This is a genomic window from Nonomuraea sp. 10N515B (assembly GCF_052245915.1).
In the GTDB taxonomy this organism is placed as follows: domain Bacteria; phylum Actinomycetota; class Actinomycetes; order Streptosporangiales; family Streptosporangiaceae; genus Nonomuraea.
The window spans coordinates 122376-137476 of sequence record NZ_JBQQBQ010000023.1; the positions used below are offsets into that span (position 1 = coordinate 122376).

Sequence of the window (15101 nt, forward strand, 5' to 3'; positions counted from 1 at the left end):
GTGCTTGCTCAAACAACACAATCTCGTAGAGGCACTTCTGGATCTACCAGGCGTTCCGCGTCGAGACGGTGTCCCGCGCCGATGATTCTGCGTCCCTGGACGAGATCTCGCGGCCGATCCACGGCGAGCACCGCGGCCAGAGCGCCGTCGCCGTCGAGCCAGACGGCCGACCATTTGCCCTCCGGGTCGCCGCGGTAGATGAGCCGCTCCCCCGCCGGGTGGTGCCCGGCGTACTGGACCATGTGCCCGAACTGCTCCGACCAGAAGTACGGCACCGGGTCGTACACCTCGTCCTCGCCCAGCAGCGTCGCGGCGGCGACCTCGGGGGCGTTGAGCGCGGTGTCCCAGTGCTCGATCCTGAGTCTGGTGTGGAAGCGGCGCGACCACCAGGCGGCGCAGTCCCCGACGGCGACCGTGTTCGGCAGGGAGGCCCGCAGGTGCTCGTCGACGACGACGCCGTTGTGCAGGTCGATGTCGGCGTCGGCCAGCCATTCGACGGCGGGCCGCACGCCGATGCCGGTCACGACCACGTGGGCCTCGACGAACTCGCCGTCCACCAGCCGCACGCCGCCCTCGTCCACGGACCGGACCATGGTGTTCAGGCGCAGGTCGATGCCCTCGTACCAGCGCTGGGTGCGGGCCCCGATCTCCGTGCCGACGGCGGTGGCGAGCGGGGTGGCCGCCGCCTCGATCACCGTGACCGCGCAGCCGGCGCGGCGGGCGGCGGTGGCCACCTCGGCGCCGATCCAGCCGGCGCCGATGATCGCGACCCTGGCCCCGGGCACCAGCATGGCCCTGAGCTCGTGGGCGTCGTCGAGAGTGCGCAGCACGTGCTGAGGGCCGTCGCCGGGCAGCATGATCGGCTCGGATCCGGTGGCGATGACCAGGCCGTCGTAGCCGATCTCGCCCTCGGTCGTCTCCACGACGCCCGCGCGCAGCGCCTTGGCGCCCACACCCGGGCGGAAGGCGACGTCGAGTGCGGCCAGGTCGGTGTCGACGAAGCTGGACTCGGCCTCGCCGAGCAGCACGCTCTTGGACAACGGCGGTCGGTCGTAGGGGCGATGGCGCTCCTGCCCGATCAGGGTGATCCTGCCACCGAACCCGCGCCCGCGCAGCGTCTCCACCGTGCGGACGCCTGCCAGGCCCGCTCCTACCACCACGACATGGTCCACGGTCAAGACCCTAACGGGGGCGTGCTTCGGCGTCGCACCGAGGCCGTAGGCTGGGGACGTAAGACGCGCGGGAGTCCGGCCGTTACCGGGCTGAGAGGAAGGCTGCACCGGGCCTTCGACCGCAAGACACCTGATCCGGATCATGCCGGCGAAGGGAGCGCATGTGGACGTGATCGTAGGCGGCGGGATCGTCGGACTGTCCATCGCGTGGCGGCTGGCCCGCTCCGGGCGGCCGGTCACGGTGGTGGATCCGGCCCCGGCCTCGGGGGCCTCCCACGCGGCGGCGGGGATGCTGGCCCCGGTCAGCGAGGTGACCTACACAGAGACGCCGCTGCTGCGACTGGGGATGGCGTCGCTGCGCCGCTGGCCCTCCTTCGCCGCCGAACTGGCCGAGGACGCGGGCTGGGCCGACCGCGCGGCGGCATCCGACGGCGCAACGCCGGTTGCGGATGCGGGAGGCCGGGGTGCCCGCGCAGGCGCTTCCGGCGGGCCCGGGGCCGGGCCGCCGTCCGGCGGGCCCGGGGTCGGGCCGTTCGGCGGGCTGGAGATCGGCGAAGGGCCGCGGCGCGGGCTGGACCTGCGGGCGGACGGGACGCTCGATGTGGCGTTCGGGGCCGACGATCTGGCGGCGCTGGACGAGCTGGCGGCCTACATGGACAAGCTCGGGCTGCCGGTCGAGCGGCTGACCGGTCGCGAATGCCGGCGCCTGGAGCCCATGCTGGCCCCGTCGGTGCGCGGCGGGCTGCTCGCTCCCGAGGACGCCTGGGTGGACCCGCGGCGGGTGACGGCGGCACTCCTCGTGGCTCTGGACCGGCTGCAGGTGCCGCTGGTGCGGGCACGCGCCGCGGGTCTCCTGCGGGACGCGGACGGCAAGGTCGTCGGGGTACGCCTGGAGCCGTCACGAGAGCCGTCCGAGATCAGGGCGGAGCGAGTCGTCCTGGCGGCCGGGGCCTGGAGCGCCGAGCTGGCGGACGTGCCGGTGCGGCCGATCAAGGGGCAGATCATGCGGTTGCGTTCCCCGCAGCCGCTGCTCAGTCGGTGCGTACGCGGCACCGTGCACGGCTCCTACGTCTACCTGGTCCCCCGTGGCGATGGCGAGCTGGTGGTCGGCGCCACCCAGGAAGAGCTGGGGTTCGACACCAGGGTGACCGCGGGCGGGCTCTACGAGCTGCTGCGGGACGCCAGGGAGCTGGTGCCGGGCGTGAGCGAGCTGGAGGTCGCCGACGTGGTGGCCGGGCTACGGCCGGGCACGCCGGACAACCTGCCGATCATCGGCCCGAGCGGGACGCCGGGGCTCACCCTGGCCACCGGGCATTACCGGGGCGGCGTGCTGCTCGCGCCGCTCACGGCTGCCCTCGTGCTGGCCGACTCGGGCGGCTCAGGAGGCTCGGGCGACTCGGGAGACGTGGGCGGCTTGGGCGACTCGGGCAGCTCACGCCGCTCGGGCGGCTCGGGAGACGTGGGCGGCTTGGGCGGCTTGGGCGGCTTGGGCGGCGAAGAGGGTGAGCTGGCGGCGTTGTGCTCGCCGGGGAGGTTTCGGGAAATCTCATGATTGTGATGATCAACGGGGCCACGCACGAGGTCGCCGACGGCATGACCGTGGCGCAGGCCGTACGAACGTTGACCACGGCCACCACCGGGGTGGCCGTGGCCGTGAACGACGAGGTGGTCACGCGGAGCGCTTGGGAGACGACGGCGCTCAGCGACCGGGACCGCATGGAGGTTCTGACGGCGGTGCAAGGTGGATGATTTGATCATCGCCGGGGAGAAGTTCTCCTCCCGGCTCATCATGGGGACCGGCGGCGCGCCCTCCCTCGAGGTGCTGGACCAGGCGCTGGCCGCGTCCGGCACCGAGCTGACCACGGTCGCCATGCGGCGCCTCGACCCGGCCGCCCGCGGCTCTGTGCTGGACGTGCTGCGCAAACGGGACATCAAGGTGCTCCCGAACACGGCCGGCTGCTTCACGGCGGGCGAGGCCGTGCTGACGGCGCGGCTGGCCAGAGAGGCGCTCGGCACGAACTGGGTCAAGCTCGAGGTCATCGCCGACGAGCGGACGCTGCTGCCCGACCCGATCGAGACGTTCGACGCCGCCGAGCGGCTGGTGGCGGACGGATTCGTGGTCCTGCCGTACATCGGTGACGACCCGGCGCTGGCGCGGCGGCTGGAGCAGGCCGGCTGCGCGGCCGTGATGCCCCTGGGGGCGCCGATCGGCTCGGGACTGGGCATCCGCAACCCGCACAACATCGAGCTGATCGTGGAGGCCGCCTCGGTGCCGGTGATCCTCGACGCCGGCATCGGCACCGCCAGCGACTCCGCGCTGGCGATGGAGCTGGGCTGCGACGCCGTCCTGCTCGCCACGGCGGTCACCCGGGCGCAGCGGCCCGATCTCATGGCCGCGGCCATGAAGTCGGCGGTGGTGGCGGGGCGGCTGGCGCGGCAGGCGGGCCGCATCCCGCGCCGCCGCTACGCCGAGGCATCCTCCCCCATGGCCCCCTGACACGCCCAACGCCCAAGCCAGGCGACACCGCCCACACCGGGCTCGGCCGACGACCCGCTTCCGCCGTCCCTCCCCGGGGCGTGAACGGCGGCGGGGTGGTGGCGCGGGTGAGCCTGTGTCCGGTTCGGGAAGCTTGGGCACGTTCCATCGGGCACGGCTCCGCATCGGTTTCGGGCGGTCGGGCCCTGCGAGTGGCAAAACGCCCGTAAACTCAGCGGGGTGGACACGACGACTGCGGACCCCCTGGTCGGGCGGCTCCTCGATGGGCGTTATCGCATCGAAAGCCGGATCGCCCGGGGCGGTATGGCGACCGTCTACCTCGCGCTGGACGTCCGGCTCGACCGGACGGTGGCGTTGAAGGTCATGCACAGCTCGCTCGCCGAGGACCCTGCGTTCGTCAGGAGGTTCATCGGCGAGGCGAAGTCTGTGGCGAGTCTTTCTCACCCCAACGTGGTGCACGTCTTCGACCAGGGCACCGACAACGACGTCGTCTATCTGTCGATGGAATACGTGCCCGGCCGGACGCTGCGTGACATCCTGCGCGAGCGCGGCCGGCTGCCGGCCCGCGAGGCGCTGGAGATCATGATCCCGGTGCTCGCCGCCCTCGGGGCGGCCCACCAGGCCGGGTTGGTGCACCGTGACGTGAAGCCGGAAAACGTCCTGCTGACCGACGACGGCCGGGTCAAGGTCGTCGACTTCGGCCTGGCCAGGGCCATCGAGGCGACCAACCAGACCCGTACCGGTGTGATGATCGGCACGATCGGCTACATGGCGCCCGAGCAGGTCACGACCGGCGCCGCCGACGTGCGCAGCGACGTCTACGCCGCGGGCATCATGCTGTTCGAGCTGGTGACGGGGCAGCAGCCGTACGACGGCGAGACGCCGATGTCCGTGGCCTACCGGCACGTCCACGACACCGTGCCGGCGCCGTCGTCGGTGGTCCCCGAGGTGCCGCCGCTGCTCGACACGCTCGTGGCGCACGCGACGGCGCGCGAGCCGGGGGACCGCCCCGCCGATGCGACGGCCATGCTCGTCGCGGCCGTGGACGCGCACCGGATGTTGCCCAGGACGACCACTCCGCCGCTGTCGCATTCCCAGCCTCATGGGTCGTTCCGCCAGCCCGCGCCGTCCCAGCCGCACGCCAGGACGAGTGTGCATGGCGCCCCGTCGGCGCCGCAGGCGGCGCCCGCGCATACGCTGATCCAGCCACGGGCCGAGATACCGCAGCGGCGCGGGTTCCGGCCCAACTGGTTCCTGGTGACGCTGGCGGGCGTGATGGTCGTCGCCGTCGCGCTGACCGGGTGGTTCTTCGCCCAGCCCGATTACGTCCCCGTACCCGATCTGGTGGGCAAGAGCGTGGACGTGGCCGAGAGGACCGCCGCCAGGGACGGCTTCAAGATCAAGATGGTGGACGGCATATACGACGAGAACGTGGCCGAAGGGCTCGTCCTCAGGACCGACCCGGTGGCCAAGACCGAGGTGGAGCAGGGCGCCACGATCACCTTGGTGCCCTCGCTCGGGCCCAAGCGCGTGATCGTGCCCGACGTCGAGGGCATGACCGACAACGAAGCCCGCGCCGCGATCGCCAGTGCCGGGCTGACCGTGGGCTCGGTCACGCGCGTGGCCAACACTGAGGTCGAGCGCGACAAGGTCATCCGCAGCTCTCCGCAGAACGGCGAGAAGGTGAAGGAAGGCGCGAAGATCGCCATCTTCGTGAGCGCCGGGCTGGTCATGCCGGACGTCTCGGGCATGCCGAAGGACGAAGCCGCCGCCTACCTCGGCCAGCAGGGCTTCCAGGTGCAGGTCCAGGAGGTCGACGACGACGCCGAGCCGTGCACGGTGATCGCCCAGACGCCCAAGGCCAAGTCCGAGGTCGATCCTGGCGCGCAGGTCACGGTCACGGTGGCGCGCTGCCAGGACTTCTTCGACTGGTTCGGGCGCGGAGGCGACGACGAGGCGCGTGACGATCAGGAGTTCCGCCTGGTGCCTGGCGTGATCGGCAAGAACGTCAAGGACGCGAAGTCGGAGTTGGAGACGCTCGGGTTCAAGGTCCGGGTGCAGCGGCTCGGGAACAGGGGCGTGGTGCAGTTCCAGCGCCCCCTCCCCAACAGTGAACGCCCGCCCGGCACCACGGTGCTCCTCTGGCACTGACGCCCCCGCCAGCCGGATGCGCGGCGGACGCGACGGCGGCCCCGAGCCGGCGCGGCGTCAGGTCAGGTGGCCGTGGAGGCGGATGCGGGCCAGGCCGCCGTCGGGGTAGATGTCGACGCGTACATGGGTGATCGGGTCCGTGTGGTCGAGTCTGAAGCGGTGGGCGGTGTCGGGCTGGAGGCGGGTCCGGGGCAGGAGGTCCACCTGGCGCGCGGCCGGGCCTTCGCCGTCGAGGCCCGTCAGGGAGGCCCAGCCGGGGGCGTTGAAGAGCAGGTTCGTGGTGTCGATCTCGGCGAGCCGGATCAGGCCGCGGCCGGCCAGGCGGATCACCAGCCAGTCGTTGCCCTCGTCCCTGCGCCGCGCGGTCTCCCAGCCCTCCGCCTGGTGGCGGGCCAGCCCGGGGAAGATGACGTTGTTGGGCGCCGAGTAGAACTCGTTGGAGCAGGCGGTGACCAGCGCGCCGTTCTGGAGGGCGGCCAGGTCGAGGCTGAGGCCCTCGTACACGGACAGGTCGGGGCGGGGCTCGCCGTGGACGCGAAGGCGGGCGACGCCCCCGTCGGGGAAGATGTTCAGCCGTACGTGGGTGTAACGAGCCTCGTCGGCGACGTCGAAGTGGTGCTCGGCGTCACCCTTGAGGTCGACTCTCGGGACGATCTCCACCCAGTCGGCGGCCGCCAGCTCGGCGGGTGAGGGGTAGCCGTCGACGGAGGCGGCCTCGACGGAGGCGTGCGGCGGGTAGTTGCCCTTGAACCAGGCCGTGTCGATCACCACTCCACGGATCACGCCGGGGATCCCGAGACGCACCAGCGCCCAGTCATGGCCGGGCTCGCGGCGGCGCCGGGTCTCCCACCCGTCGTAGACCTGGCCCTTGTTACCGAACGTCTCCGCCTGGAAGCCGGGCCGGCCCGGCCTGACCAGGCTCTCCTTCTCGGCGAACGACTCGTCGCTGGCGGCCACGACCGAGCCGCCCAGCGTGCGCAGGGCGAGGTCCGGCAGGGTGGTGAAGCGGGGCATCTACTTTTCTCCCAAGATCAGGTGCTGCTCAGCCGGCTCTCCCGCCATCGTGCGCTGCCCAGCCGGCAGGAATCGTCCGTGCGGCTCGCCGTCCACCGGACGACCTCGCAGCCAGGTGGTCAGGACGGCGCCCTTCAGTACGCGGCCGTGGTAGGGCGTGACCGCGTTCTTGTGGTGGAGGCGGGCGGCGTCCACAGGGTTGTCGGCGGCGGGGTCGAAGGCGACCAGGTCGGCATCATTGCCCGGTTTTATGCCACCCTTTCCAGAAATATCGGCCAGTGCTGCCGGGTTGGCGGACATCCAGCGCACCACATCCCCCAGGCCGTGCCCCCGGCGGGACGCCTCCGTCCACACGGCGGGCAGCCCGAGCTGCAGCGAGGCGATCCCGCCCCAGGCCGCGGCGAAGTCGGGGACCTTCAGATCGGCGGGCGACGGCGAGTGGTCGGACACGACGCAGCTCAGCACCCCCCTCGCCAGCCCCTCCCACAGCCGGTCCCGGTTGGCCTCGGAGCGGATGGGCGGGCAGCACTTGTAAGCCGTGGCCCCCTCCGGCACCTGCTCGGCCGTCAGTGTCAGGTAGTGGGGGCACGTCTCGGCCGTCACCGCCACGCCGTCGGCCTGGGCGGCCTCCAGCACGTCGAGGCAGTCGGCGCTGGAGACGTGGAGGATGTGGACGCGGGCGCCGGTCTCCCTGGCCAGCTCGACGACTCGCTGGACGGCGCTGCGCTCCGACGTTCCCGGCCGCGATTCCAGGAATTCCGGGTATGTGGGGCCTGCGGGATCCCGTAGCAGGGCCGGGTCCTCGGCGTGCACCACCATCAGCCCGCCGGAGCCCGCCGGAGCTCGGAATCCGGCAATCTCCTCCAGCGCCCGTCGCAGGTCAGCGTCCTGCAGGGGCGGGAACTCGTCGACGCCCGACGGTGACATGAAGCACTTGAACCCGTACACGCCGCGCTCGTGCAGCGGCGCGAGCTCCTTGACGTTGCCCGGCACGGCCCCGCCCCAGAACCCCACGTCCACGTGGCACTGCCCGCGCGCGGCCGCCAGCTTGGCCTCCAGAGCCGCCACGCTGATCGTGGGCGGGAGGGAGTTGAGCGGCATGTCGACGATCGTGGTGACGCCGCCCGCGGCCGCCGCCCTGGTCGCCGAGTCGAACCCCTCCCAGTGCGTACGCCCGGGCTCGTTGACGTGGACGTGCGTGTCGACCAGCCCGGGAAGCAGCGCCAGGTCGCGCAGGTCGATGTCCTCGGCGGCGTCGAGCGGCGCGGCGTAGTCGTACAGGGCCGTGATCTTCTCTCCCCGTACGGCCACCGCGGCCGCCCGCTCCCCTTCCGGCGTGACGGTCCGGCGGGACCGGACCACGAGGTCCAGCTGCGTCATCTACTCCCCTTCGAGGTGGTCGGCGGCGATCCTGGCGGCGAGGCGCTCCAGCAGCGGCCCCGCCTCGGCCATGCAGCGGTCGAGGTCGGGCTCCAGGTCCGTGAGGGCGTACGCGGCCTGGATGCCCGCGGCCTTCAGCTCCTCGTCGCTGAGCGTACGCCGCCCGCAGACGGCCACCACCGGCACACCTGCCTTGGCCGCCGCCTGCGCCACGCCGATCGGCGCCTTGCCGCGCAGCGACTGCTCGTCCAGCGACCCCTCACCGGTGACGACCAGCCGCGCGCCCTCGACGTGGGTGCCGAACCCGAGCAGCCCCAGCAGGTAGTCGATGCCGGGCCGGATGTCGGCGTGCAGGAACGCCAGCGCCGCGAACCCGACCCCGCCGGCCGCCCCCGCCCCCGGCGCCCCGGCGACGCCCATGGGGCGGGGCATATCGTCGTGCTCGACCGCCCCGAGCAGCCCGTGCGTCTGTGTAGCCACGGCCGCCAGCCGGGACAGCGCCGCCTCCAGCGACTTGACGTCTTCGGGGGTGGCGCCCTTCTGGGGCCCGTACACGGCGGCCGCCCCATGCGGGCCGAGCAGCGGGTTGTCCACGTCGCTCGCCACCACGAACTCGACCCCAGAAATATCCATAAATCCGGACATGTCGATGCGGTGCAGGCTCGTCAGCGCCGCCCCGCCCCGCGGCAGCTCGTTGCCGCCGGCGTCCAGCAGCCGAGCGCCGAGCGCCTGCGCCATCCCCGCTCCCCCATCCGTGCACGCGCTGCCGCCCAGCCCCAGAACCACCCGCTTGGCCCCGCGCCGCACGGCGTCCGCGACGAGCTCGCCCGTGCCGTAGCTGGTGGCGGTCAGCGGCTCGCGCTCCCCCGGCAGGCGGCGCAGCCCCGACGCCTCGGCCAGCTCGACCACGGCCGTGTCGTCAGCGGCGTGCCAGGCGTACGAGGCGGGGACGCGCTCGCCCGTCGGCCCGGTCACCTCGATCGTGATCCGGTCGAAGCCGCAGGCCGCAGCGGCGTCGACGGTCCCGTCGCCGCCGTCGGCCACCGGCAGCTCCACCGTGGGAACGCCGAGCCCCGCCGACACCCTCCGGGCCACCTCGGCCGCCGTCAGCGACCCCTTGAACTTGTCGGGGGCCACCAGAACATGCTGAACCACTACGAACTCCCACACGATGATGAACAATGGCCGGACACGCCTTCCTGCCCGGTGCGAGCGGGCAGGAAGGCGTGACGCTCATCATCTCTCAGCCCGTCCGCTGGCCGGTGCGCAGGTGGTTGAAGACGAGGTTCAGCACGATCACCAGGAGACTGCCGGTGCTGATGCCGCTGTTGAGCACGGTCTGGGCCCAGTCGGGGAACTCGGCGTAGAACTCGGGCGCACCCACCGGGATGGCGGCCACGCCGATGGACACGGCCACGATGACGAGGTTGTGGTTGCCCTCGAAGCTCACTTTGGTCAGCGTGCGGATGCCGGAGGCGGCCACGGTGCCGAACATGGCGATCCCGGCCCCGCCGAGCACCGGTTGCGGGATGGCCGCGACGACCGCGCCGAGCACGGGGATGAGGCCGAGCACCACGAGGATGCCGCCGGCCGCCGCCACGACCCAGCGGCTGCGCACGCCGGTCAGCCCGACGAGGCCGACGTTCTGGGCGTAGGCGGTGTAGGGGAAGGTGTTGAACACGCCGCCGAGCGCGGTGGAGAACCCGTCGGCCCGCAGCCCGTCGGCCAGCCTGCGCGGCGTGAGGTCCGACCCCGTCATCTCCGCCACGGCCACGAAGTCGCCGGTGGTCTCGGTCATGGATACGAGCATGACCACGCACATCGAGATGATCGCGGTGACGTGGAAGGTCGGCAGCCCGAACGCGAACGGCGTGCTGATGCCGAACAGCCCTGCCGACCCGACGTGCGAGAAGTCGGTGAAGCCCAGCGGGATCGCGGCCACCGTGCCGGCCACGATGCCCACCAGCACAGCCACCCGGCCGAGGAAGCCCTTCGACAGCCGGTAGACGGCCAGGATGACCAGCAGCACGGCCGCGGCCATGGCGATGTTGCGCGGCTCCCCGTACGCCGGGCTGCCGACGCCTCCGGCGGCCCAGTTCGCCGCGACGGGCAGCAGCGACATCCCGATGATCGTGATGATGGTGCCGGTGACGAGCGGTGGGAAGAACCGCACGATCCTCGCGAAGTAGGGCGCGACCGCCACCACCAGCAGCCCCGAGACGATGACCGCGCCGTAGACGGCGGGCAGCCCGCCCTGCGTGGTGCCGATCAGCACCATCGGCGTGACGGCCGCGAACGTGCACCCTTGCATGATCGGCAGCCGCACGCCGAAGCGCCACACGCCCACGCACTGGATGAGCGTGGCGATGCCGCTGATGAGGAGGTCGGCGTTGATCAGGTACGCGAGCTGGTCGGGAGGCAGCTTCAGCGCGCCGCCCACGATGAGCGGCACTGCCACCGCTCCCGCGTACATCGCCAGCACGTGCTGCAGTCCCAGCGTGCCCAGCTGCGCCGCCGGCAGCCGCGCGTCGACCGGATGCACCTCGTTCGTCACCATCGGCCACTCCAGGGGGTTCGGGGGTGGTCTCCAGTGAAACAATGCGCAGACCCGCGAGCCTATGCACATGCTCATCAACCGCCGACCGCTGCACCCGTCGCCAGGTGTGTGATCCTCCAACTACGATCACACCGGAGAGAGGGGCGATTGTGCGGATTTCGGCGCGGCAGAGGCAGGCGAGGCTCGCTACGAGGCACCGGCTCGCGGTCAAGGCGGCCACTCCGGAGGAGGCCGCGGCATCCGTGGTGGCGTTGCACGGCACCGACCCGGCCACGGTGTTCCTGTCCGCGGGCGCGCGGCTGGCCGCGCCTGGTCCGGAGCCGGTCGAGCGGGCCTTGTACGCCGACCGCACGCTGGTGCGGATGCACGGGATGCGGCGGACCGTGTTCGTGGTGCCGGCCGCGCTCGTGCCGGTCGTCCACTACTCCTCCAACCTGGTCATCGCCCGCAGGGAGCGCGCCTCGACGCTGAAGGCGTTCGGCGCGGGCGGCTGGGACGAGGCATGGCTCAAGGACGTCGAGGAGTCCGTGCTGCGGATCCTGGCGGAGGTGGGCGAGGCGACGACGCAGGAGCTGAGCGCGCTGGAGCCGCGGCTGCGCGAGCAGGTCAGAGTGTCGGTCGGCAAGCCGTACGAAGGAGTGATCAGCGTCGGGTCGCGGCTGCTGGGGCTCATGGCGATGGAGGGCCTGCTGGTCCGGTGCGGCCGCGCGTCGGCCACGTGGATCAGCTCCATCCACCGCTGGGGGCTGGCGCCGGAGATGCGCGAGCTGGCGGCGGCCGAAGCGCAGGCGGAGCTGGCAGGCCGATGGCTGGCCGGGTTCGGGCCGGGCACCGAGGCGGATCTGAAGTGGTGGACCGGCTGGACGCTGACGGAGGTGCGGCGGGCCCTGACCGCGGTCGGCGCGGCCGAGGTAGAGCTGGACGAGGGCGTCGGCTACGTGCTGCCGGGCGACCTCGATGAGGTCCCCGAGCCGGAGCCGTGGGCGGCGCTGCTGCCCGCGCTCGACCCGACGCCGATGGGCTGGCAGGCCCGCGACTGGTACCTGCCGCCCGCGCACCGGGCCGAGCTGTTCGACCGCAGCGGCAACGTCGGGCCGACCGTGTGGTGGGACGGCCGGGTGGTGGGCGGCTGGGCGCAGCGGGCGGACGGCGAGGTGGTGTGGCGCCTGCTGGCCGACGTGGGTGCCGAGGCCGCGGCCGCCGTCGAGGCCGCCGTCCATGAGCAGGCGGCCGGGCTGGCCGCCTGGCTCGGCGGCGTCAAGGTGACCCCGCGCTTCCGCACCCCGCTGGAGCGCGAGCTGTCCGCGCTCTAGGACCACGCGAGGAGCGCGCTAGGACACCGCGCGGATGAACTCCTCCAGCGAGTAGCGGCCGTCCTGGTCGGAGTCGGCGGACTCGCTCATCGCCCCCAGCGCCTCGGCCGGGAGGTCGGGGAAGTGCCGCTTCAGCTCGGTCTCGCTGATGTAGCCGTCGCCGTCGGTGTCGATCGACGCGAAGGTGCTCTTGAGCTGCACCAGCCGCTCGTCGGAGAGTTCCGCCGCCACGGGACCGCCTTTCGGATGCTCGTTTTCGGACATCTCACCTTATCCGCGATGGACCTCCCTGACGGCGCGGATGCCCCGCTCCTCCGCCAGCCGCAGCAGCCTCCGGCGGGCCTCGGCGCCCGCGCGCCCGGCGGCGTCCTGGGAGACGGTCTTCAGCTCGCCGTCCTCGACCACGGTCCGCCCGCCGACCAGCACCCTGGCCAGTGGGGGCGGCGGCCCGAAGACCAGCGCGCAGACGGGGTCGGCGACCGCGGCCGTGAACGGCCCGTCGACCCGCCACAGGGCGATGTCGGCGAGCTTGCCCGGCTCCAGCGACCCGATCTCGTTCTCCCTGCCGAGGTTGCGTGCCCCACCGAGGGTGGCGAGCTCCAGTGCCTGCCTGGCGCTGAGCGCGTCCGGCCCGTACCGGGCCCGCTGGAACAGCAGGGTCTGCCGCATCTCCCCGGCCAGCGGCGTCAGCTCGGAGGAGGCGCTGCCGTCCACGCCGAGCCCGACGTTCGCGCCGCGGCGCAGCATCTCGGACACGCGGGCGATGCCCGCGCCGAGCCGCCCGTTCGAGGAGGGGCAGTGCGCGGAGCCGGTGCCGGTGGCGGCGAGCTTGCCGATGTCGGCGTCGCTCAGGTGCACGGCGTGCGCGAACCACACGTCAGGACCCAGCCAGCCGAGCTTCTCCATGTAGTCGACGGGCCGCAGCCCGAACTGCGCCAGGCAGTGCTCGTCCTCGTCGAGGGTCTCGGCCAGGTGCGTGTGCAGGCGCACGCCCTTGGCCCTGGCCAGGGCGGCGGACTCGGTCATGAGGTCGGCGCTGGCCGAGAACGGCGAGCACGGCGCGACCACGACTCGCAGCATCGAGGAGAACGACGGGTCGTGATAGGCCTCGACGGCCTCGGCCGTGGCGGCCAGGATGTCGTCGAGCTCCTCGACCACGGCGTCGGGCGGCAGCCCGCCGTGCGACTCGCCCCTATCCATGGAGCCGCGCGCGGGATGGAACCGGATGCCGATGTCGCGGGCCGCCTCGATGCCGGCCGCGAACAGGTCTCCCCTGCCCTTGGGGAAGATGTAGTGGTGGTCGCTGGAGGTGGTGCAGCCGGACAACGCCAGCCAGCCGAGCCCCGCCGTGGCGGCGCCTTGGACCACGTCGGCGTCCATGGCGGCCCACACCTGGTAGAGCACCACCAGCCACTCGAACAGCGTCGCGTCCTGTGCGAGCCCCTGCGAGGCCCACTGGTAGAGGTGGTGGTGGGTGTTGACGAGTCCTGGGGTGGCCAGGCACCCGGTGCCGTCGACGCGGACGACCTCCGGCTCCCCGGACCCGCCGGTCGCGTCTGGGGCCGGGCCGGAGCCCAGGGCGACGATCCGATCCCCCTCGATCCAGATATATCCGGACTCGATCTCCGGCCCGGCAACCGGCGCGATGGCCACGTTCTCGATCAGCAGGCGTGGACTCACGCGGCCCCCGCCTTCCGCGCCGCCGCCAGCCGTACCGCGTCGAGGATCTTCTCGTACCCCGTGCACCGGCACAGGTTGCCCGCCAGGGCCTCCCTGATCTCGGCGTCGGCGGGTCGTTCGACGCGTTCCAGCAGGTCGTGGGCCTGCACGATGAGTCCGGGAGTGCAGAAGCCGCATTGCACGGCCCCGCACTCCACGAACGCCTCCTGCACCGGGTCGAGCCTGTCCCCCTCGGCCAGGCCCTCGACGGTGCGCACGTGACGTCCCTCCGCCTGCCCGGCGGCGACCAGGCAGGAGCAGACCGGGACGCCGTCGAGGTAAACGGTGCAGGAGCCGCATTCGCCCTGCTCGCAGGCGTTCTTGGAGCCGGGCAGGCCGAGGCGCTCGCGCAGCACGTACAGGAGGCTCTCGCCCTCCCACACGCCGTCGGCGCTCTCTTCGCGGCCGTTGACGGTGAAGGTGACGCGCATCAGGCGGCCTTCCTTCCGAGGTAGTCGTTCCAGGCCCAGGTGAGCGTGCGGCGGGCCATCACGTCGATGGCGTGCACGCGGTACTCGGCGGTGCCGCGCACGTCGTCGATGGGCGCGGCGGCGCTCGCGCAGAGCCGCCCGAACCGCCTGAGCAGCGCCGGGTCGAGTGCCGGCGCGTCCCAGTCGAGCTCCCTGGCCAGCAGGTCCTCGGCCTCCAGCGCCCGGCGCGGGGTGGGCGCCGCGGAGCCGATCCCGGTGCCGACCCGCCGCTCCTCCGGGTGCAGCGCGACGGCGAACGAGCACACCGCGATCACCATGGCGTTCCGGGTGCCGACCTTGGAGAAGTAGTGGGGACCGGACGCGGGCTTGACGTGCACGGCCTTGATCAGCTCGTCCGGCTCCAGCGCGCTGCGCTTGACCCCGACGTAGAAGGCGGCCGCGGGGATCATCCTGACGCCCCGCTCGCGCGACTCCACCTCGATCACCGCGTCCGCGGCCAGCAGCGGCGGATGGCTGTCACCGGCGGGCGAGGCCGCGCCGAGGTTCCCGCCGACGGTGCCGCGGTTGCGGATCTGCGGCGAGCCGACCGTGCGCGAGGCCTGCGCCAGCCCGGGCAGCGTGCCGCCGAGCTCCTCGATGACGGCGGTGTACGGCACGCCGGCCCCGACCCGGCACACGCCGTCCAGCACGTCCCATTCCCGCAACTCGGCCACCCGGTTGAGGTCGAGCAGCGCCACCGGCCTGCGCACGTCGAAGTTGATCTCGACCATCACGTCGGTGCCGCCCTGGATCGGCACGGCCTCCGGCTGGTCCGCCTTGGCGGCCAGCGCCTCCGCCCACGTCGTGGGCCGCAAGAAGTCCATCTCT

At 72.5% G+C, this 15101-nt stretch carries 14 protein-coding genes and 1 riboswitch; of the genes, 5 read left to right on the top strand and 9 right to left on the bottom strand.

Features of this window, described 5'->3' with window-relative positions; all coding sequences use genetic code 11:
• Positions 1 to 8: 8 nt before the first annotated feature.
• The gene (locus tag ACTWQA_RS30840) at positions 9 to 1172 is read right to left on the bottom strand and encodes an NAD(P)/FAD-dependent oxidoreductase (protein ID WP_443162541.1); all 1164 of its coding nucleotides are present in this window, start codon (positions 1170 to 1172) and stop codon (positions 9 to 11) included.
• Between the two features lie 57 nt (positions 1173 to 1229).
• Positions 1230 to 1346: riboswitch (TPP riboswitch) on the top strand.
• Here ACTWQA_RS30840 and ACTWQA_RS30845 point away from each other — a divergent pair.
• The 4 genes from ACTWQA_RS30845 to pknB all read left to right on the top strand — a co-directional run bounded on the left by ACTWQA_RS30845 (position 1336) and on the right by pknB (position 5820).
• Positions 1336 to 2724 (top strand): FAD-dependent oxidoreductase, encoded by a 1389-nt coding sequence (locus ACTWQA_RS30845; RefSeq protein ID WP_443162542.1) that lies wholly within the window; start codon positions 1336 to 1338, stop codon positions 2722 to 2724. (Overlaps the previous riboswitch by 11 nt.)
• Positions 2721 to 2921 carry a sulfur carrier protein ThiS gene (gene thiS, locus ACTWQA_RS30850; RefSeq protein WP_443162543.1) on the top strand — a complete coding sequence of 67 codons (201 nt, stop codon included), beginning with the start codon at positions 2721 to 2723 and terminating at the stop codon, positions 2919 to 2921. The genes ACTWQA_RS30845 and thiS overlap by 4 nt, the downstream gene beginning before the upstream one ends.
• Positions 2914 to 3669 carry a thiazole synthase gene (locus tag ACTWQA_RS30855; RefSeq protein ID WP_443162544.1) on the top strand — a complete coding sequence of 252 codons (756 nt, stop codon included), beginning with the start codon at positions 2914 to 2916 and terminating at the stop codon, positions 3667 to 3669. Before thiS ends, ACTWQA_RS30855 begins: the two co-directional genes overlap by 8 nt.
• 219 nt (positions 3670 to 3888) lie before the next feature.
• The gene (gene pknB, locus ACTWQA_RS30860; RefSeq protein ID WP_443162545.1) at positions 3889 to 5820 is read left to right on the top strand and encodes a Stk1 family PASTA domain-containing Ser/Thr kinase; all 1932 of its coding nucleotides are present in this window, start codon (positions 3889 to 3891) and stop codon (positions 5818 to 5820) included.
• Positions 5821 to 5877: 57 nt separating this feature from the next.
• Here the strand turns inward: pknB and alc are convergent, their stop codons facing one another.
• The 4 genes from alc to ACTWQA_RS30880 all read right to left on the bottom strand — a co-directional run bounded on the left by alc (position 5878) and on the right by ACTWQA_RS30880 (position 10771).
• Positions 5878 to 6834 carry an allantoicase gene (gene alc, locus ACTWQA_RS30865; protein WP_443162546.1) on the bottom strand — a complete coding sequence of 319 codons (957 nt, stop codon included), beginning with the start codon at positions 6832 to 6834 and terminating at the stop codon, positions 5878 to 5880.
• The gene (allB, locus tag ACTWQA_RS30870; protein WP_443162547.1) at positions 6835 to 8214 is read right to left on the bottom strand and encodes an allantoinase AllB; all 1380 of its coding nucleotides are present in this window, start codon (positions 8212 to 8214) and stop codon (positions 6835 to 6837) included.
• A complete protein-coding gene (locus ACTWQA_RS30875; RefSeq protein ID WP_443162548.1) occupies positions 8215 to 9351 on the bottom strand; it encodes a glycerate kinase in 1137 nt (378 codons plus the stop codon).
• A gap of 106 nt (positions 9352 to 9457) precedes the next feature.
• Positions 9458 to 10771 carry a nucleobase:cation symporter-2 family protein gene (locus ACTWQA_RS30880; protein WP_443162549.1) on the bottom strand — a complete coding sequence of 438 codons (1314 nt, stop codon included), beginning with the start codon at positions 10769 to 10771 and terminating at the stop codon, positions 9458 to 9460.
• 149 nt (positions 10772 to 10920) lie between these two features.
• Here ACTWQA_RS30880 and ACTWQA_RS30885 point away from each other — a divergent pair, with 149 nt between their 5' ends.
• On the top strand, positions 10921 to 12084 hold the full coding sequence (locus ACTWQA_RS30885) for a winged helix DNA-binding domain-containing protein (protein ID WP_443162550.1): 1164 nt from the start codon (positions 10921 to 10923) through the stop codon (positions 12082 to 12084).
• A gap of 18 nt (positions 12085 to 12102) precedes the next feature.
• Here ACTWQA_RS30885 and ACTWQA_RS30890 read toward each other — a convergent pair whose 3' ends face one another.
• From ACTWQA_RS30890 to ACTWQA_RS30905, 4 genes are read right to left on the bottom strand one after another with little or no spacing between them, the layout of a single operon-like run.
• Positions 12103 to 12348 (bottom strand): EF-hand domain-containing protein, encoded by a 246-nt coding sequence (locus ACTWQA_RS30890; protein ID WP_305919951.1) that lies wholly within the window; start codon positions 12346 to 12348, stop codon positions 12103 to 12105.
• A 6-nt stretch (positions 12349 to 12354) separates the two neighbouring features.
• A complete protein-coding gene (locus ACTWQA_RS30895) occupies positions 12355 to 13764 on the bottom strand; it encodes an 8-oxoguanine deaminase (RefSeq protein WP_443162551.1) in 1410 nt (469 codons plus the stop codon).
• Entirely contained in the window at positions 13761 to 14234 is a 474-nt protein-coding gene (locus ACTWQA_RS30900; protein ID WP_305919949.1) for a (2Fe-2S)-binding protein, read from the bottom strand. The genes ACTWQA_RS30895 and ACTWQA_RS30900 overlap by 4 nt, the downstream gene beginning before the upstream one ends.
• Positions 14234 to 15097, bottom strand: a complete 864-nt coding sequence (locus ACTWQA_RS30905) for an FAD binding domain-containing protein (protein ID WP_443162552.1) — start codon at positions 15095 to 15097, stop codon at positions 14234 to 14236. Before ACTWQA_RS30905 ends, ACTWQA_RS30900 begins: the two co-directional genes overlap by 1 nt.
• Between the last annotated feature and the right edge of the window lie 4 nt (positions 15098 to 15101).

Bases quoted from the DNA above. Each gene is read 5' to 3' on its own strand.
- ACTWQA_RS30880 (WP_443162549.1), bottom strand. From the start codon at position 10,771: ATGGTGACGAACGAGGTGCATCCGGTCGACGCGCGGCTGCCGGCGGCG.
- allB (WP_443162547.1), bottom strand. From the start codon at position 8,214: ATGACGCAGCTGGACCTCGTGGTCCGGTCCCGCCGGACCGTCACGCCG.
- thiS (WP_443162543.1), top strand. From the start codon at position 2,721: ATGATTGTGATGATCAACGGGGCCACGCACGAGGTCGCCGACGGCATG.
- alc (WP_443162546.1), bottom strand. From the start codon at position 6,834: ATGCCCCGCTTCACCACCCTGCCGGACCTCGCCCTGCGCACGCTGGGC.
- ACTWQA_RS30890 (WP_305919951.1), bottom strand. From the start codon at position 12,348: ATGTCCGAAAACGAGCATCCGAAAGGCGGTCCCGTGGCGGCGGAACTC.
- ACTWQA_RS30900 (WP_305919949.1), bottom strand. From the start codon at position 14,234: ATGCGCGTCACCTTCACCGTCAACGGCCGCGAAGAGAGCGCCGACGGC.
- ACTWQA_RS30905 (WP_443162552.1), bottom strand. From the start codon at position 15,097: ATGGACTTCTTGCGGCCCACGACGTGGGCGGAGGCGCTGGCCGCCAAG.